This window comes from Bacillus sp. D386 (genome assembly GCF_006346415.1).
The window spans coordinates 446193-466453 of record NZ_VEMV01000001.1; the positions used below are offsets into that span (position 1 = coordinate 446193).

Consider the following 20261-nt stretch of genomic DNA (forward strand, 5'->3'; position numbering starts at 1 on the left):
AGAACTTCTCTCTGGAACGCCCTCCTATCCATCAAATCTTGAACGTTATAAGAAAAGGATTTAGTTTCTTTCATATCTGGCTATCTACAAAACCATAAAAAACAGATGCTGGTGATGCAAGAATTTTGAGTTCCCCTCTTTTAAATAGGAATGAAGACTCTGCTATAATAAATTGGCCTAATATAAATAAAAACTATCCTGCAAATGAGGATAGCTTAAGGGCAATACATATTTAATTATAAGTTCATTAATCAGCAGCTAGATATTTTTATTCATTTGGCGAATAGCCGCTTTTTCCAAGCGGGATACCTGTGCCTGTGAAATTCCGATTTCCTCAGCAACTTCCATTTGCGTTTTCCCTTGGAAGAAACGTTTCTTAAGGATCATTTTCTCACGCTCATTTAACCTGCGCATGCCATCTTTTAATGCAATCTCATTAATCCATGTGCTATCTTTACTCTTCTCATCACTGAGCTGATCCATTACAAAAATTGGATCGCCTCCATCATTGTAGATAGGTTCAAATAATGACACTGGGTCCTGGATTGCATCTAGTGCGAATACTACCTCTTCATACGTAACATCAAGAGCTTTTGCAATTTCTTCAGATGTCGGTTCTCTCGATGTTTCACTCATCAGTCTCTCTCTGACCTGTAAAGCCTTGTATGCAATATCTCTCAACGATCTGGAAACCCTAATCGGGTTATTATCCCGTAAATAACGGCGAATTTCCCCAATAATCATTGGAACAGCATACGTAGAAAATTTTACATTCTGACTTAAGTCAAAGTTGTCAATCGATTTCATTAAACCAATGCATCCAACCTGGAAGAGGTCATCAACATACTCACCTCTGTTATTAAAGCGCTGAATGACACTTAGGACAAGTCTAAGATTACCGTTAACCAACTTCTCCCGTGCTGATGATGATTCTCCAGATTGCATCTGTTTAAACAACTCTCGCATTTCATCATTTTTTAAAACAGGTAATTTTGATGTATCCACACCACATATTTCTACTTTGTTTCGTGTCAATCCATTCCCTCCTAGCAGGAGCTGCTGTACAAAGTAAAGTATCTCCGCGGGAGGGAATTATATGCATATGAAAATTATTTCCGTATAGTGACTAAATGAAAAATCCCTGATTTCATAAAGCTTTTATACGACTAAATATTTTTTACACCTTCCTTAAACCATTTTATTAAATTCTTTTCTAAGCCTTTTTATAATTCGCTTCTCAAGACGGGAGATATAGGATTGCGATATCCCCAGTAAATCAGCAACATCCTTTTGTGTTTTTTCCTCCCCTCCAACCAAGCCAAATCTTAGTTCCATAATCTGCTTTTCCCGATCATTCAATTGTTCCAGTGCTTTAGCCAAAAGTTTTTTATCAATACTTGTCTCTAAGTTTTTTGTGATGATATCATCATCTGTGCCCAATACATCTGATAAAAGCAATTCATTCCCATCCCAATCAATATTCAGCGGTTCATCGAATGAGACTTCGGAACGTGTTTTACTATTCCGTCGTAAATACATTAAAATTTCGTTTTCTATACATCTTGATGCATATGTTGCCAGCTTTATTTTCTTTTCAGGATTAAAGGTATTTACTGCTTTAATAAGGCCGATTGTGCCAATACTGATTAAATCTTCAATGTTAATACCTGTATTCTCAAATTTACGTGCTATGTATACAACTAAACGAAGATTTCGTTCAATTAGCATAGATCTTGCTGTTTCATCTCCAGCAGGCAGTTTATGAATTAATATTTCTTCCTCTTCCTTACTGAGTGGCGGTGGAAGAGCCTCACTGCCGCCAATATAATACACTTCATCTGACTTAAGCTTTAATTTAACTAAAACTTTTGTCCAATAATAGGATAGTCTAAAGCGGAAATTTCTCAATTGTTTAACCCCTTTCCTAATCCTCAACGTCTATTTTCTTCCTGAAATGAGTATAGTGATTATTACATTAAGAGGCAGATGCTGAATCACCGGCCGGTACCATTTTTGGATGAACAATGGAATCGAAAAGCCCTTCTCCTGATAATTGCTGCATGGTAAAAGAAATTAAACATTTTTGAACCTCACGACATTCATTGGCTACTTTAATGAATAGGACATCTGGTTTAAATGCAATTAACAATTGACTGTCATTCCCAACAACCTTACACGGAATAATTCTCATTTTTTCTTGCCACTCATCAGGGAAATCAGCAAAATCGCCATGCAAATTCTGGATCCCTTTGTCAATTAACTTGGATACAGACGCAGGTATCATTGTTTCCCTTCCATAGAGTGAAATAATTGCTACAGGAGAACCGGATAATGGATCGAGTAATTGATTCCCTGTGTCAACAAGCCCTTCTGATTCAAATGAAACGCCATTAATTTCAACAATCATGGTAACCCTCTGCTCTTTATTCCACTTGGCTAGATCAAGGATGTTAATGTGTTTTTTTGAAAAATGCCATGCCAATGGAAATCCAATCATGACAAAAATCCAACTGACCGGGTCACCGAAGCTGCCTGCTCCACTTGTGAATCCGTTGAAATATTCAGTCACTTCAAAGCTAAAAAAATAGTGACTGCCTAAGAGGATTCCACCAATTGTAAAGGTTACAGCATATAAAGTTACAACTCTTTTAAAAAATGCTCGGATACTTCTAAAACCAAATGCGGTTAAAACCATCAAAATAGAAACCATGCTTTTCAGCCAAATTTGATCAGCTAAATAGGAAAAGGGAGTGATATATAGCCAAACAACCATAGATCCCACTAATCCTCCAGCTAGCATTCTAATCCATTTTATTTGGTTTTTTAGTAAAACCGCAGTCCACACTAATATACTTGTATCAAAGACCCAATTGAGAAACCAAATGGCATCAATATAAATAGTCATATTGTTTCCCCATACTTTTTTTAATAGAACATATGAGAAATTATAACCTGACATAATCCAAAAGGTTGTCACTTCATGTAAAGAGTGCAACCGTTTTTTATTTATATTTTCATCAGTATTTGTCGATGGTTTACTGCAAAATTTCCCCAATCATATTTAATTTGAACTATTAGAACTATCGGGGTGAAAAAAGGAATTGAGATAATCAATCAGATTCTTAATTAAAATGTTTGAAATAGAACTATCGGACTAAATCCATAGAATGAGCTATAAACCCTGCAGCGGGAATCTACAAAAACAAAAAAAGATGATGATGTAATTTACTATTACATCATCATCTTCCTCTATGAAATATATTATCTACGACGATTACGATTTCTTAAGAATGTTGGAATATCAAGTGTATCATCAGTATTGCTGCTCACTTGATTATTTCTGCTAGGTTCTGAAGTATAAGATTCCTCACGCTTAGGTACTTCGCGCTTGATTGGATTCGTTTGAGGAGCAGGGCGTGATTGGCCAAAGTTCGGTCTTGCCGCCGGACGTTGTTGTTCAATTTCATTGAAGCCAGTCGCAATCACAGTTACTACAATTTCATCTTTCAGATTCTCATTAATAACAGAACCAAAAATCATATTTACTTCCTGATCGGAGGCTGATGCTACAATATCGGCAGCTTCCTGAACTTCGAATAAGCTTAAGTTCGTTCCTCCAGTGATGTTCATTAACACACCTTGAGCACCGTCAATGGATGTTTCAAGCAATGGACTGGAGATAGCTTTTTTAGCCGCTTCAGCAGCACGGCTTTCACCTGATGCAACCCCGATTCCCATTAAAGCGGATCCTTTATTGGACATAATTGTTTTCACATCTGCAAAGTCCAGGTTAATTAATCCTGGCACTGCGATTAAATCAGAAATACCTTGTACACCTTGTCTTAAAACATTATCTGCTTCACGGAAAGCTTCAAGCATTGGTGTACTTTTATCAACGATTTCCAATAATCGATCATTTGGAATAACAATTAATGTATCAACAGATTCTTTCATAGCCGCAATTCCACCCTGAGCCTGCGTGGAACGCTTACGGCCTTCGAATGTAAATGGTCTTGTCACTACACCAACAGTCAGGGCACCCAACTCACGGGCAATCTGAGCTACAACTGGAGCAGCTCCTGTTCCGGTACCACCGCCCATACCAGCTGTAACAAATACCATATCTGCTCCTTGAAGGGCTTGCTCAATTTGTTCTTTACTTTCTTCAGCAGCTTTTTTTCCAACATCCGGATTGGCGCCTGCACCAAGTCCTCGTGTCAATTTACCGCCTATTTGCATTTTTATTTCAGCTTTTGATAGATTCAAAGCTTGGGCATCTGTGTTAACCGCAATAAATTCTACCCCTTGTAAGCCATGTTCAATCATTCGGTTAACGGCGTTATTTCCGCCGCCCCCTACTCCGATTACTTTTATCGTTGCTAACGAATCAATATTTGTATCAAATTCTAGCATGGAAAGTCCTCCTATTATTTTCGGTAAAGTGTTTCCCTTATTCGAAAAATACTCCGAAGAATTTTTTCATTTTTGTACTCACTTTATCTTCTGGATTTTTTGGTGCTTTTTCTTTTGGAGCTGGTTTTTGAGCCGGACGCTTTTCTGTTGTTTCTCTGGTAGCAGCAACAGTATGCGCTCCTAACTTCAAGCCTTGCGATCTGGCTTTGTTACATGCATATGTGATAAGACCAACAGAAGTTGTGTACTGAGGTTCTCTGACACCTATGTAATTTGGTTCCGCTCCACGAACGCGATTTTGCAAGATATTCTGTGCTAAATCCAGTATACCAGGGGTTTTTACTACTCCACCAGTGAGAACATACCCCCCAAGCAAATCAGTTACACCCATATTCACTATAGCATCTTCTACCATTTCAAAGATTTCTGTTAATCTATCTTCCATAATATCAGATACGATAAATTGATTGCAGGTCTGTTGTTTTTCGCTGCCAATCACCGGTACTGTGAATGTTTCTTCTTCCGCATCATCATCAATAAATGCATGACCATGTCTAACTTTAATTTGTTCGGAAACATCAGTTGGTGTTTTTAACACAATGCTGATATCTTTTGTAATATTATTTCCGCCAAGCGGGATAACTGTAGCTCCTTTTAACTCCCCATCTTCAAATACAGCGACTTGTGTAGAACCGCCACCTATATCAACTAGGGCTATTCCAAGATTACGCTCATCCTTGGATAAAACAAGTGAGCCGGCCGCCATAGGCTGCAATGCAATATCAGTTATTTCTAAACCTGCACGTTCTACAGCGCGAAGGGTATTATGTAAAATGGTTCTGAGTCCGGTAATTAATACGCCCCTCATTTCAAGGCGAACTCCAGTCATACCTTTTGGGTCGCTGATTTCATCTATTTCATCCACTTTGTAATGAACAGGAATAACATCAATAATTTCTCGATCAGAAGGAATTGTAACTAATTCCGCCTGTTCTCTAACACGAGTTTTATCCTCTTCTGTAATCTCTCGATTGTCATTGGATACAGCGACTACCCCATGGCATGGCTGAAGCATAATATGATTGGCGCTGATTCCGACAATCACTTTACGAATCTCCATACCTACCATTCTTTCAGCTTGTTCAACTGCTTTTCGAATGGATTTGACAGTTTCATCTATATCAACAATCTGACCTTTTTTCAAGCCTTCAGATGCTGCATTCCCCACACCGATTATGTTCAAGGAGTCATTTTCCATTTCTCCTATTATCACTTTCACAGTGGATGTACCGATGTCAAGGCTAACATAAATTTCATTGTTGTGCACCCTTTGGCACCTCCTTTAATAGCTATCTATATTATGTTTGAGCTTTTTGAAACCCTACAAAACAACTATTCGCCAAAACCCTTTATTATCCTGTTATTTCCTGTAAAATATCAGAATGTATAAAGAATGTCTGTTTTTTAATGATAAGAAATATTTTAGAAAAACAATTTGTTATTTCATATTACCTTATTAACTACAAGTCTACACCAATATGAACGCCTAGAAAAGTCAAATTTGTAGCATATATCATATAAAAAAAGAATTTTCTCACATCTAACCAATTCATTCTGTTTTATTTCAGAAAATTAAGCTACTAAAATAATACGCTATGTCCTAAAAATTCATTTTCTATATCAGTTGACTTAAAATTACGTTCAAAGATTCTTTTTATGTTCCTAAATACAATTTTTGGAATTACCTTCATTTTTCACTCCTTGAATCTGACTAATAAGAATGAAAATATGAACCAACTTCGAGATCGATAACCCCTTTGCTGCCTTCCTCCAATTGACTCACAATTGCAGCATAATGCACCAGCTTCTCAGCAAGAGTTTCTCCACTCGCAGTTACTTCAAAACCGTCATTCATGTAAAGAGTGACTTTCGTTTTATCAGTCTTAGATGGATTGTGGTGAATCTCAGATATTGAGTTCATCACATCCTCGGACATTTCTTCAAGCTGACCAATAACGATTGACAATGGTTTCCCCTCTTTAAATGAAACAAGTAAAGGCCCTGAATCAGGAATATGGCTTAACTTCTTGTCCAATATCTTACCATTCGATAATATTGGATAATATTCCTTTCCCTTTTGTACATAGGCGGTGTATTTATATTCACTGACTTCCAATGTTATATGGTTGGGAAATCCTTTTTTTAATTTAACATCCTCAATCTCGGGATGTTTTTTAATCATCGTTTCAATTTTGTCACCTTTAATCTCCCAAATATTATCCTCTACTTCCAAACCGCTTTGCTCAATGATTTCTTTATCTGTCAAATACGCATTGCCTTCGACCTGTATAGATTGGATTCGACTCAATGGAGATTGCAAATAGATAATACTGAATATAAGTAAAAAGAAAATCGTCAACAGCCCAATTAGGCGCCTATTTGCTTTCTTTTTTCTCATCTGTTTCAATTTAGGAATTCGATCTTCAAGAGATACCAAATTCTTATCCAATACAAACACCTCATTTAACCAACAACTAAGAATCTGCATACCCTCGTCGTTTTACATATACATAATAAAATATTCTCACCATGATATATAGGTATTATTGCAAAATTATATCGATGGGTGAAGATTTTATTTTTAAATTTCAAAGAACTCATTTACCAAAAATTGATAGATAACGCATCAATTATGAGAAAATTATAACATATAATCTCTTATTTTTTTCTGCTTTTTTAAAGGAATGAATCAAGAAATCCACTTCCGATCCCAACGGTTAAAAAACAGGAGGATTGGATTATCATGAATCGGAAGGGACGAGGTATTCATTTTTCATAGCAGGCCATCAGAAGGTAAAACCAACATATCTAATGAGTCCTTTAATCACAATAGAAAAGAACATAAGTATAAGTCATTAACCGTAAGTCCTGCTTGATATCTTTAGAATCAAGATTTTTATTCCTCTTTGATTTCATTTAGTCCTATTTATTTACTGCAGATCCTGCATCATTTTTAATAAACGCTCAGCCGAATCAGGTATACCCATTTGCTTCGCTGACTTCTTCATAGATTCAATCCTGTCTGTATCGAGCATTATTTCATCAATCGCTTTAATTAAGGTGCTACCATTCAATTCACTTTCTTTTATCATGGTTGCTGCCCCTTTTTGTACTAAAGCCTGTGCATTCTTTTCCTGATGATTATTCGTTACATAAGGACTTGGAATCAAGATACTGGCTATTCCCAATGCTGTTAATTCAGCCAAAGTGGTCGCTCCCGCTCGCGATACAACCAAATCAACCGAAGGCAATATTTCCGGCATATTGTGTATAAATGGTTTTACAATGACATTATCTGGAGTTCCAACTAAATCAAGCTCTTCTTTTACAGATTGATAATGAACGTCACCAGTTATATATATCACTTGGTATGGTTTATCCTTTAATACTTCAACATTTTTTAAAACAGCTTCATTAATTGCTTTTGCTCCGCGGCTTCCTCCGAATATGAGCACAGAAGGAATGCCTTTCTTAATGCCCAATTGCTGAATTGCATTTGAGCCAATATGTGATACAACCTCTGAGCCCCTCGGATTTCCAGTAAAGACCACTTTTTCCTTCGGGAAATATTGCCGAGCCTCTTCAAAGCTTATAGCCACTTTATTAACATATCGACTTAAAAATTTATTTGTTAAACCTGGCACACTATTTTGTTCATGTATAATCGTTGGAATCTTCATTTTGGACGCTGCATAAACAACCGGTCCACATACATATCCACCGGTCCCGATGACGACATCCGGCTTAAACTCTTTTAATAGTTTTTTGCTGTTTGAAACACCTTTTAAGAAGCGCCATATTGTTTTAACATTTTCTAAGCTTAAAGATCGTTTAAATCCTGTAATCTCAATAGCTTTAAAATCAAGACCTTCTCGACTAACGAGGTCTTTTTCTAATCCTTTTTCGGTACCTATATATAAAAAAGATGCCTCCGGATTTAACTTCTTAATTTCTCTTGCCATGGCCAGTGCAGGGTATATATGTCCTCCTGTACCTCCACCACTTAATACTATTTTCATGATTGATTCACCTTTCACTTAACATACATGTTACTAACTATATGATTTACCCATATTCTACTACACTCTAAACCAGGTTTACATAGGTTCTTCATTATATATATTACTTAAAAATACCATTATACTTAAATAATGATAATCTGTAAAAAAAAAGAAGCTAAATGGATCAGCTTCATTTCACTCTAATAATTAGAATACCTGCTTATATTGAGCAATACACCAACCGCCATTAACATCAAGGTCAATGAAGAACCTCCATAGCTTAAAAACGGCAATGTAATCCCAGTAACCGGCATAAGTCCTGTCACAACACCAATATTAATCATCACCTGTATGGCAATCATAATGATGATTCCAACTGCTAAAAAGGCTCCAAATAAATCAGGTGCTCCAAGGGCGATTCTGATACCTCTCCATAACAGGAGAGAGAATAAAAGTATTACAAGTGAACCACCTATAAAACCCAGTTCTTCGGAGAGAATCGCAAAGATGAAATCTGTTTGCGGTTCAGGCAAATAGAAGAACTTTTGTCTGCTTTGGCCCAGTCCGAGCCCAAACAACCCGCCAGGTCCAATAGCATAGAGTGACTGAATGATTTGAAATCCGCTCCCGAGAGGGTCCTGCCAAGGGTCAAGAAATGATGTGATTCTCTTCATCCGGTAAGGTGCAGATATAACAAGTGCGACAAAGCCTGCCACCCCAAGCATTCCAAGACCGACGAAGTGACTTATCCTGGCACCTGCAATAAAAATCATCGCTATACATGTTCCTACCATTACAGTTCCTGTTCCAAGATCAGGCTGCATCATAATTAACCCAAATGCTAAAAAGACAAGACCTAACGAGGGTGCTAAACCTTTCTTAAAAGAAGTTATGTACTTTTGTCTTTCAGATAAGAATTTAGCGAGGAAGACGATCATTGCCAGCTTCATAAATTCAGAAGGCTGAATGGAAAAAGCTCCTACTCCAATCCAACTCCTCGAACCATTTCTTAATGTTCCTATTCCCGGGATGAGCACCACCAACAATAAAATAAAACAAATGATGATTAAAGGTTTTGCCCATCTTCTCCAATTCCAATAATCAATATTCATAATAACCAGCATAGCTACAATTCCTACACCTGCAAATAATAATTGTCTCTTTGCAAAGAAAAAGGTGTCATCAAATTTATAGGTAGCCCATATTGCACTGGCGCTGTATACCATGATTAGCCCTATTGAAAGCAAGGAAAACATTGCGATGATCAAAATAAAGTCAGGAGTGGTTTTTTTTGCAGGCACTTCCATGCACCTCTTTGTTTTAAATTAGGGAAGTATTCCTGGGCGTGATAAATGCTAACAAAAAGAGACGACTTCAAAATCGTCTCTATTGCATTTAGGCAGTGCCTTTCATGAGAAATACTGACTCTTGAACAAGCTCCCTATTTTAACTTATGCACGGCATCCATAAACATGTCTCCCCGGGCTTCAAAAGTTTTATATTGATCCCAACTTGCACATGCCGGTGAAAGTAAAATAGTATCGCCACTTTCTGAAAGTTTATATGCTTCATTGGCGGCTATAGCTACATTATCGACATGTTTGATTATAGATATCCCTGCTTCCTGTGCAGTTTTCGTTAATTTTTCAGCTGTTTCTCCAAAAACAATCATTGCCTTAACATGAGTGAGAAGCGGAATTAATTCATCAAATTCATTTCCTCGATCCAAGCCTCCAGCTAACAGGATTAATGGACTTTTAAACGAGGATATAGCGGCTGACGCAGCCAAAATATTTGTTGCTTTGGAATCGTTATAAAATTTTCGTCCATTTATTTCTGCAACAAATTGAGTACGATGTTTAACACCGCTGAATGTTTTTAGTACATATTGAATCGCTTCATTTGCTACACCATATAATTTAACAGCAGCAACAGCGGACAAAATATTTTCGAGATTATGCTTACCAGGCAATACTACCTCATCTATAGCAATAATCTTTTCATCTCTGAACCAAATAAATCCGTCATTCGTGTAAGCACCTGTTTCATCCACGGATTCAGTGCTGAACGGAACTGAAATAGCAGCTGAACGCTCTGCCGCCTCTTTGGTAGGCGCCTGACTGGCATTATACACTATGAAATCAGTATCCTTTTGGTTTTTGGTTATTTGTGCTTTAGCGAATGCATATTCTTCTTTCGTCCCATGATAATCCAAATGGGCATCAAATAGATTTAAATAGACTGAAATATAAGGTCTGAACGTTTGAATACCCATCAACTGAAACGAGGACAATTCAATTACTATAACATTCTCCGCCGTTGCTTCCTGAGCCACTCCGCTTGCTACCGTTCCTATATTCCCGGCTATAAGCGGCTTTTTCCCTCCGCGTTCAAGCATCTCATAGATCAATGTAGTCGTAGTTGTTTTTCCATTCGTACCTGTTATTCCAATAAAAGGAGCCTCAGATATTCGATAAGCAAGCTCTACTTCAGTAATAATTTCTATATTCTTTTTCAGCGCTTCCTGTATCATCGGATTTGTATACGGAATCCCGGGGTTTTTTACGATTAACTCGAACCCTTCATCCAATAATTCAATCGGGTGGCTACCGCAAACGACCTTAATACCTTCTTCCAGTAAACCTTGAGCTTCTGGGTTTTCATTCAAAGGCTTAAAATCATTTACAGTTACAAAAGCACCAAGTTTATGCAAAAGTGAAGCCGCACTTACCCCGCTCTTTGCCAGCCCGAGGACAAGCACTTTTTTTCTTAAATAATCATTTATTTGCTTCATATTATAACCACACCTCTAAGTAGATTCCTAAAATAGCGAAAAGTAAGCCAACCGTCCAAAACGTTACAACTACACGCCACTCTGACCATCCGCTTAATTCATAATGATGGTGTAATGGACTCATTTTAAATACACGCTTACCTGTCGTTTTAAAAGAAGCTACCTGAATAATAACGGATAAAGTCTCAATAACAAAAACACCGCCAATAATAACAAGAAGTAATTCTAATTTTAGCAATATCGCCACTGTCGCAATAGCTCCACCTAAGGCAAGTGATCCCGTATCACCCATAAACACCTTCGCAGGATGAGCGTTAAAAACTAGGAATCCCAACACAGCCCCGACAACAGCTACACAGAATAAAGCAATATCATATTCTTTTAAATCCCAGGCTAATACAGCAAATGCTCCAAACGCGATAGCAGAAGCCCCAGATACCAACCCATCAAGACCATCAGTTAAATTGACAGCATTCGAAAAACCGACTAACCAGAAAATAATAATAAAGATGTAAAACCATCCAAAATCAATGCTGTAATCAGTCAATGGAATACTAATTTCAGTAGACATATTGCTCTGTCTCATAATGAAATAAAAGATACAAGATATAACTATTTGCCCAAGCAATTTTTGTCTAGATGTTAATCCAAGATTTCTCTTCATGACGATTTTAATAAAATCATCCAGGAAACCAAGTAAACCAAAACCGATGGTTACAAATAGCAGTAAATAGGTTTCAGTACCCGGATCTCTAAATTTACCAGTCATTACAAGGGTTGTAACAAGGATTGACAGTAAGAATACAACCCCTCCCATCGTAGGTGTACCTGTTTTTTTCTGATGGGATTTCGGTCCTTCTTCTCTAATACTCTGACCAAATTTCAAACGTCTTAGGAACGGTATAAAAATAGGGGAGAGAAGAACCGTAATTAAGAATGATACGAGTATAGTAAAAAATAAAACTTGCTCCAGCATGGTTCTACTCCCTTTCGTCTCTTCGGTTCAAATTTAATTTCTGTTCAATTGCTTCTAATGCGACTTCTTTATCGTCAAAATGAAGAACTTCCTTACCAATGATTTGATAATTTTCATGACCTTTTCCTGCAATCAGGACTACATCACCAGGTTCAGCACTAAACACGGCATCATAAATTGCTTCCTTACGATCAGCAATAACTTTGTAATCATAGCCGGCGACACCATTTTCCATATCAGAAAGAATGGATAAAGCATCTTCACTCCTCGGATTATCAGAGGTGAATATGGCATTTGAACTATATTCACATGCTACCCGAGCCATAATTGGACGTTTTGTACGATCACGATCACCACCGCAGCCAACGATCGTATATACTTTTTTAGAAGCAAACTCATTGATTGTCTTCAGAACATTTTCCAAGCTATCAGGTGTATGTGCATAATCTACTATAACTGTAAATTCCTGTCCTCCGAAGACCGGCTCAAAACGCCCCGTCACTCCTTTAATATTCTGTAAAGACGATAAGATCTGTTTGATATGAAGACCTGAAACAAGTCCAACAGCAATGGCAGCAAGACAATTGTATACGTTGAATTTTCCAATCATCGGGATTGTTATTGGACAGCTATGGTCTGGCGTTGTCAAAGTAAATTTTGTTCCTTCTGAAGTAATAATAATATCAGTTGCCCTAACATCTGCTTTTTGAATAATTCCATATGTTACCACACTAGCAGAAGTTGATTTTTCAAACATGATGGATGCTGAATCATCAGCGTTTAAAATGGCATACTTCGGCTTATTATCCTGATAAGTATTTCCTAAACGTGAGAATAATAAGCTTTTTGCATAACGGTAATTATCCATTGTTCCATGATAATCAAGATGGTCCTGTGTTAAGTTTGAAAAAACAGCAATATCGTAATCACAGCCAAATACACGCCCCATATCGAGTGCATGCGAAGATACTTCCATAACTGCAGTATGTACACGATTGTTCACCATATCTGCAAATGTTTTTTGTAAGGTTAGGCTATCAGGTGTTGTATTTTTTGTTTCGAACTTTTCAGATCCAATCTTCGTATACATGGTTCCGATTAAACCTGTTGTATAGTTTGCATCCTGAAATATTCTTTCTACCAGATGACTAATTGTTGTTTTTCCATTTGTTCCGGTAATTCCGATTAGATTAAGCTTTTGTGTAGGGTGGCCATAAAAGAAATCAGCCAGTAAAGCCATTAACTTTTGTGTGCTTTTAACAATTACGACAGGTACAGAGAGTGATAGAGGCTTCTCTGCAACAATAGCGACTGCTCCATTTCTAACCGCCTCTTCTGCAAGATCATGGCCGTCGACAGTATATCCCTTAATACAGATAAACAAGCTGCCTTCCTTTACCTTGCGGTGGTCATTCTCAATGGATGAAATAAGAGGGTTGCCATCTCCCTGTTTCTGTTTAAACGGTATTCTAGAGATTAATTCATCGAGTTTCATAAAACTGTTCCTTTCTTTTTAAAGCAATCTTCACTATTGTATCGTAATTTAAGCCGTTTAGAAATAATAAAGTATATAATCTTCTAGTCAGGTAAAAGAATAACCGCTTACACTTTTTTTAGATTACGAAGAGGCAGCTGAAAAGAACTTTTATCAGCTGCCAATTTGTTATTCTATGCAGAAATATCCTGAAAGCAGCACCACTTTTATAACCTATTATTCCTCTGTATCATCCTCTTCCAGATATATTCGGATGGAAGAACCCTCTTTCAATTTGACACCTGCTTGCGGTGATTGCTGCACAATCCGATTTCCGCTCCCAGACTTTTCTACTTTGAAGGTAGAATATTGCTCACCCAAATCCTTTAGTGTCATTCCAATCAAATCAGGAACTTCTTCCATTCTCGGATCTAAATAGTTTTTTTCTTTCTCTACTTGATTTTTACGCTGCTCAATACCAAGTGCTGGCAAACTATCCTTCATGATCCTTCCAACAATAGGAGCTGCTACGACCCCTCCAAATTGAACCGTTCCTTTTGGATTATCAATCGCTAAATAGACAACCAATTGCGGATCATCAGCTGGTGCAAACCCGATAAATGAGACAATGAAATTATTTTCTAGGTATCTGCCGTTTTGAGCCTTCTGAGCTGTACCGGTTTTCCCGCCAACTCGATAACCATCAACAAATGCACCTTTCCCTGAACCTTGTGCCACTACTGTTTCAAGAGCTTCACGAATTTCCTTTGAAGTTTCCTTTGAGATAACATTCCTTTTCGCCTTTGGAGTTTTCTTAATGATGGTATCACCTGTGACAGGATTTACAATTTCTTTTGCGATATAGGGGGTATAAAGTGTTCCGCCGTTAATCGCCGCCGACACAGCCATCACCTGTTGGATTGGTGTAACTGAGACTCCTTGGCCAAAAGCAGTTGTTGCCTGTTCAACCGGGCCAACTCGATTTATATTAAATAAAATCCCTTTCCCCTCTCCCTGTAAATCAATACCCGTTTTTTCTCCAAATCCAAAGTCATGAATATAATTAAATAATTTTTCTTTTCCGAGTCTTTGACCAAGCTCAACGAACCCAGGGTTACAGGAGTTCTGTACTACCTCAAGGAATGTTTCAGATCCATGTCCCCCCCGTTTCCAGCATCTTAAACTAGCTCCGCCTACCTTTGTATAGCCTGGATCATAAAAATGATCATTTTTCAAATCCACTTTTCCTTCTTCAAGCGCTGCGGCCAACGTAATAATCTTAAATGTAGAACCTGGCTCATAGGTACTCCATACAGGTAAGTTCCGATTATAAACCTCAGGTGCCACATTTCTAAAATTCGACGGATCAAATGTAGGCCTGCTCGACATTGCTAGTATTTCTCCTGTATTAGGATTAACGGCAATAGCAACAATACCATCGGGGTTATATGTTTCTTCGGCAATTTCCAGTTCTCTATCAATAATCGTTTGAATTCTGCTGTCAACTGTTAGCTTTAAATCATACCCATTTGCTGGAGCTTTATAGTCATCAGCCATATTCTCCATCCGTTTTCCTTTTGCATCAGCATAAAACTTAACATACCCTTTTTGTCCCTTCAGCTCATCATCATAGGCCAATTCAAGGCCCATCAATCCTTGATTATCGATACCCGCAAATCCAAGAACATGTGCCAGTGTAGATCCTTTAGGATAATAACGAATTGAGTCCTCAGCAATATAGACTCCTTTTAAATCTAAGTTTCTAATTTCTTTTGCTTTATTGTGGCTGATTTTTCGGCCTTCAGGTATCTTTACGATAGACGTATTTGAGGTTATGAGTTTAAAAGCTTTATCCGTCCTCATATTCAGTACTGAGGCTATTTGTTTAGCTGTATCCGCTGGATTCACCACCTGGCGAGGGACAATATAAACAGTAGGGGCGGATTTATTAGTAGCATAAACCACTCCATTACGGTCCTTGATCTCTCCCCGTTTTGGCTCAAATGGAACATTTCTGCTCCACGAATCTTTAGCTAAGCCCGTCAAAAAATCTCCTAAATAAAACTGAACATATCCTAGTCTGATGATGATTACCAGAAATACGAACAATCCGATCAACAATGCTGCGATTAATCGTTTTCTGACAGTAATATTTGATGCTCTCATGCCCATCCCTCCAATGCACGACTCTTTTTCACTGTATGCTTGTACCCTTTGGTTTATGTATGCACATTATGAAAAGAAAAAAAGAGCCTGATAGCTTTAAAAGCTATCAGGCTCTGAAATAAATCTAATCGGATTCTACATCCTCTTCCTTGGTTTTTGAACTATTCTCTTTTGATTTTTCATATATGGTTTTAGGATTCTCAAATTGAACAACTAGGAAAGTATCATCCTTCAATTTTGTTCCTGCTTTTGGTTTTTGAGTAACAGCATACCCGGAGCCTGAAGTATTTAACTCCACCTCCATTAAGGAAGCCGCCTTCATAACATCCCTAATTGACCATCCTGAAAAATTAGGTACTGTTAAGTCGCCATCGGTCAGAAGAAGAACCTTCTCTCCTTGAATAATCTGAGATCCTGCACTCGGCGATTGTTTAGAAACACTCATCCCTTTCCCTATAACAATAGGTGTCAGGCCAAGCTCTTCAACCTTCGCCTTAGCAGTCTCAACATTCGTTTCTTTTAATTCAGGAACTTCACTAGTGGATTTTTTCTTTGTATTATCTGATTTAATATTTAGGTACTTTAATGTATTTTCCATTACTGAGTTAAATACTTGGGAAACTGGGGCTGAACCAGACTCACTAGCGCTGATTTTCGGCTGTTGAATAGCCACATATACTACAACCTCAGGATTATCCTTCGGTGCCATTCCTAAGAAAGAAAATAAATAATTTTCATGACCAGTAGCGTAACCCGCGCCAGTTTGACTGCGAATCTGAGCCGTTCCCGTTTTACCTATAACATCATAGCCATCCAATTTATATGGCTTACCGGTTCCATGTTTAGAGGTTACGACCGTTTCCAATATATCACGCACCTCAGCTGCCGTTTCCTTGGAAATCGGTTTGCCTGCTACAGTAGGTTTCGTTTCCTTCAATACTTTTTTCGTGTTGGAGTCCACAATTTTTTCAACTACATAGGGCTTCATCATTTTTCCGTCATTTGCGACGGCAGTTGCTGCCTGAATCATTTGGATCGGTGTAACAGTTGAACCCTGCCCAAAGGCAGTCGTGATTTGTTCAGATTTATATTTATAAACAAATTTACCGGTCGTTTCACTCGGGAGATCAATACCTGTTTTTTTACCAAAACCAAAGCTTTCAAAGTATGTTAAAAGTTTTTCAGTTCCGATTTTTTCATCAGCCAATTTAGCAAAAGCAACATTTGAAGAACGTTGAACCCCTTCTAGATAGCTAATCGTCCCCCACCCTGCTCCACCATTATGGTCTCTTATCGGTCTAGAACCTTTAATCTTAAACATGCCTGATTTATATTTTTCATTAGGATTAAATACTCCTTCTTCAACAGCAGCAGCCAACGTAAAAATCTTCATGGTAGAACCTGGCTCAAAAGATTCTTCAACCGCTAGATTCTGCCAGGTATCTGCAAGTCCATCCCTTGTGTTTAAATCAAAAGTAGGGCGCTGTGACATAGCCAATATTTTCCCTGTCTTTGGATCTGCTACGACACCAATCATTTTAGTTGGGTTATATTTCTTATTGACTTCCGACATTGCGTCTTCTAAAAAGATTTGAATTTTTTTATCGAGCGTCAGCTGAACAGAAGCTCCATTCGAAGGTTCGTTCACTACCGTCTCTTTATTAGGAAGAATATTTCGCCATAGGTCACCCTCAAACTTGATAGATCCATCCTCTTCCTGTAAATACTTATCCAATTCTTTTTCTAGCCCTAACGCTCCAGTTGTTTTCCCTGTTTCTTCATTATTCTCAACAAACCCTATTACATGTGAGGAGAAGATTCCATTCGGATAAAATCTCTTCGTATCCTTTACAAACGTAATACCTGGTAAATTTAATCCTTCGATATCATTTTTTTGTTGATGGGTTAAATCACGTCCAGCAGCACCAAATTCAGTTTGATAAAGTCCCTTTTTGTTCAAACGACTTAATATTTCGCTTTCATCCATATCAATGTGCTCAGCCAATACTCTTGCTGTTTCTTCCTTATCTACAACATGTTTTGGCTTTTTCGGATTTTCAGTTACAGATGAATTAAGGAGGGCAATTAGCTTATAGGTTGACGTATCCCTTGCCAGCACCTCACCATTTTTGTCAACAATCGTTCCTCTTTGTGCCGACAAGGTACGGGTGACTTCATACTTATCCTGCGCTTTAGCAGCAAGCTCCTGTCCACCGGCAACACCAGTATACTGAATATACAAAAAGCGAAAAAATACTACACAAAAAAGCAGCCCAAATATTACAAATAAGAGTGCTGCTCCCCTATTGCGGCTTTTTCGATTACTCATTAATCTTGCACTACCTTAACATTTTTATCTTTTAGTGTTAATCCCAATTCTTTTGCTTTTTGCCAGATTCGGTCATATGTACTTAACTCCGCCACTTGATCTGCATAATCTTTATTAAGCTTTTCCTGATTCTCTATCTTGCTTTCAAGAGCAATAATTTCATTATTCGTTGAGTATATATTCGCTTGTGCGGAAATGATTTTTACAGCAAAGAAAGCGATAAACAATGAGAACGTTAAATATAGAATCTTCTCACCAATCGTAATGCCGCCTTTTACTTTAACCTTCTTTGTTGTTGTTCCTACATGACGTTGCTGTTCTTGCTGAAGTTTTCTTGCTAAACTACTCAAGTTTATCCCCTCCCATTAAATAATTTTTCATAATCTATTCATTTCTTTTCTGCTATTCTTAATTTAGCTGAACGCGCTCTTTTATTCGCTTCCACTTCTTCTTCACTCGGTAAAATCGGTTTTCTGGTTATCAACTTTAAATCCGGCTCGAATTCTTTTGGAATAATCGGCAATCCATGTGGCATTGGCGGTAATTCCGAATGTTCTTTAAAGAAGCTTTTGCAAATCCGATCTTCCAACGAATGGAACGTAATCACTGAAATTCTGCCGCCTTTATTGAGCATAGGAAGCACTTTTTCTAAAGATACTTCAAAAACTCTCAGTTCATCATTCACGGCTATTCGTATGGCTTGAAAGATTCGCTTAGCGGGATGTCCGCCTTTTCGCCTTGCTGGAGCAGGGATAGCTTCCTTAATAATATCTACCAAATCAAAGGTTGTACGAATTGGCCCAATCTCTCTGGCTTGTTCGATTTTGCGGGCAATTTGTTTCGAAAACTTTTCCTCACCGTACCTAAAGAAAATCCGGACCAACTCTTCGTATGTCCAGCTATTCACTACATCATAAGCTGTTAAAGGAGATGATAGATCCATTCGCATATCAAGTAATGCGTCATGGTTATAGCTGAATCCTCTTTCCGGGGTATCAAATTGAGGAGATGAAACACCCAGATCGTATAGAATACCGTCTATCTTTGTAATACCTAATTCAGTGAGTTTTTCATCAAAATAAACAAAATTACTATTAATTAATGTTACCTTGTCCATATAAGGCTCTAGCTTCTTCTCTGCATGCTTTAATGCAGTCTCATCCTGGTCAAACGATATTAATCTTCCTTGTCCGGATAAAGACTTCGCAATTAATTCACTGTGTCCTGCGCCCCCAAGGGTACAATCAACATAGATACCGTCAGGTTTTATATTCAGTCCATCCACAGCTTCTTTTAATAGTACAGTCGTATGATTAAACATTTCTTCACCTTCCTGAAAGGAAGTATGCGCATTAAATATCAAAACCAATCATATTTTCAGCAATCTCTGAGAAAGATTCTTCTGATTCCGAGAAATATTCTTCCCATATTGATTTACTCCATATTTCTATCCGGTTAGATACTCCTAAAACTACGCATTCTTTTTCCAATTTTCCATAGTTTAAAAGTGGTCCCGGGATGTTCACACGTCCCTGTTTATCCAGTTCACATTCAGTCGCACCTGAAAAAAAGAAACGGGTAAATGCTCTTGCATCCTTCTTCGTAAGTGGAAGGCCTTTTAGTTTTTCTTCAAGTTGAGACCATTCATCCAGTGGATATCCAAACAGGCATTGATCAAGGCCGCGTGTAATTACAAACATATCGCCTAAACTTTCCCGAAATTTAGAAGGTATGATTATGCGTCCTTTTGAATCAATTGAATGATGGTATTCACCCATGAACATGTCCTTCACCCCACTTCTCCACCTTAGAGTACCACATCGCCCCACTTTTCTCCACAATTTATATAAAAAAACTTTAATATTTGAATAAAATTTCAGACTATGATTCATTGATTTCAGCCAAGCCTAGAAAAACAAAAAAAACTGCCTTTCTAAGACAGTTTTTTCTAGATATTATTATCTGTTTTTTTATGTTCTATTTGGACAAAAGCTTCCATAATTCACTCTTTATTTATTGTCAAACGAAGCAAATCTCCACTTAAGTTC

At 37.7% G+C, this 20261-nt stretch carries 16 protein-coding genes; all 16 read right to left on the reverse strand.

All coding sequences use genetic code 11. The annotated features are described in order from the left end of the window. Positions 1–258 precede the first annotated feature (258 nt). Complete coding sequence (gene sigG / locus FHY45_RS02140; protein WP_066100680.1) at positions 259–1035, reverse strand: RNA polymerase sporulation sigma factor SigG; 777 nt, start codon at positions 1033–1035, stop codon at positions 259–261. A 153-nt stretch (positions 1036–1188) separates the two neighbouring features. After that, positions 1189–1908 (reverse strand): RNA polymerase sporulation sigma factor SigE, encoded by a 720-nt coding sequence (sigE, locus tag FHY45_RS02145; protein ID WP_066100683.1) that lies wholly within the window; start codon positions 1906–1908, stop codon positions 1189–1191. Between the two features lie 67 nt (positions 1909–1975). Continuing rightward, positions 1976–2905, reverse strand: a complete 930-nt coding sequence (gene spoIIGA, locus FHY45_RS02150; RefSeq protein WP_180349913.1) for a sigma-E processing peptidase SpoIIGA — start codon at positions 2903–2905, stop codon at positions 1976–1978. Between the two features lie 356 nt (positions 2906–3261). After that, the gene (gene ftsZ, locus FHY45_RS02155; RefSeq protein ID WP_066100689.1) at positions 3262–4413 is read right to left on the reverse strand and encodes a cell division protein FtsZ; all 1152 of its coding nucleotides are present in this window, start codon (positions 4411–4413) and stop codon (positions 3262–3264) included. A gap of 37 nt (positions 4414–4450) precedes the next feature. Beyond that, positions 4451–5740: a cell division protein FtsA gene (gene ftsA, locus FHY45_RS02160; RefSeq protein WP_139891296.1), complete on the reverse strand. Its 1290-nt coding sequence runs from the start codon at positions 5738–5740 to the stop codon at positions 4451–4453. A gap of 444 nt (positions 5741–6184) precedes the next feature. Next, positions 6185–6931, reverse strand: a complete 747-nt coding sequence (locus FHY45_RS02165) for a cell division protein FtsQ/DivIB (RefSeq protein ID WP_257468950.1) — start codon at positions 6929–6931, stop codon at positions 6185–6187. Between the two features lie 472 nt (positions 6932–7403). Next, the gene (gene murG / locus FHY45_RS02170) at positions 7404–8492 is read right to left on the reverse strand and encodes an undecaprenyldiphospho-muramoylpentapeptide beta-N-acetylglucosaminyltransferase (RefSeq protein WP_139891298.1); all 1089 of its coding nucleotides are present in this window, start codon (positions 8490–8492) and stop codon (positions 7404–7406) included. Between the two features lie 182 nt (positions 8493–8674). Continuing rightward, positions 8675–9775: a stage V sporulation protein E gene (gene spoVE, locus FHY45_RS02175; RefSeq protein WP_066102297.1), complete on the reverse strand. Its 1101-nt coding sequence runs from the start codon at positions 9773–9775 to the stop codon at positions 8675–8677. 140 nt (positions 9776–9915) lie between these two features. After that, the gene (gene murD, locus FHY45_RS02180) at positions 9916–11268 is read right to left on the reverse strand and encodes a UDP-N-acetylmuramoyl-L-alanine--D-glutamate ligase (RefSeq protein ID WP_139891299.1); all 1353 of its coding nucleotides are present in this window, start codon (positions 11266–11268) and stop codon (positions 9916–9918) included. Between the two features lies 1 nt (position 11269). Further along, complete coding sequence (gene mraY, locus FHY45_RS02185; protein WP_066100706.1) at positions 11270–12244, reverse strand: phospho-N-acetylmuramoyl-pentapeptide-transferase; 975 nt, start codon at positions 12242–12244, stop codon at positions 11270–11272. Positions 12245–12248: 4 nt separating this feature from the next. Beyond that, entirely contained in the window at positions 12249–13739 is a 1491-nt protein-coding gene (locus tag FHY45_RS02190) for a UDP-N-acetylmuramoyl-L-alanyl-D-glutamate--2,6-diaminopimelate ligase (RefSeq protein WP_139891300.1), read from the reverse strand. Between the two features lie 216 nt (positions 13740–13955). After that, positions 13956–15884 (reverse strand): stage V sporulation protein D, encoded by a 1929-nt coding sequence (locus tag FHY45_RS02195; RefSeq protein WP_066100713.1) that lies wholly within the window; start codon positions 15882–15884, stop codon positions 13956–13958. A 124-nt stretch (positions 15885–16008) separates the two neighbouring features. Next, positions 16009–18213 (reverse strand): penicillin-binding protein, encoded by a 2205-nt coding sequence (locus FHY45_RS02200; protein WP_139891301.1) that lies wholly within the window; start codon positions 18211–18213, stop codon positions 16009–16011. After that, the gene (ftsL, locus tag FHY45_RS02205) at positions 18213–18563 is read right to left on the reverse strand and encodes a cell division protein FtsL (protein ID WP_066100720.1); all 351 of its coding nucleotides are present in this window, start codon (positions 18561–18563) and stop codon (positions 18213–18215) included. The genes FHY45_RS02200 and ftsL overlap by 1 nt, the downstream gene beginning before the upstream one ends. Before the next feature lie 38 nt (positions 18564–18601). Then, positions 18602–19534: a 16S rRNA (cytosine(1402)-N(4))-methyltransferase RsmH gene (gene rsmH / locus FHY45_RS02210; protein WP_066102300.1), complete on the reverse strand. Its 933-nt coding sequence runs from the start codon at positions 19532–19534 to the stop codon at positions 18602–18604. A 31-nt stretch (positions 19535–19565) separates the two neighbouring features. Continuing rightward, positions 19566–19997, reverse strand: a complete 432-nt coding sequence (mraZ, locus tag FHY45_RS02215; RefSeq protein ID WP_066102303.1) for a division/cell wall cluster transcriptional repressor MraZ — start codon at positions 19995–19997, stop codon at positions 19566–19568. Positions 19998–20261 lie beyond the last annotated feature (264 nt).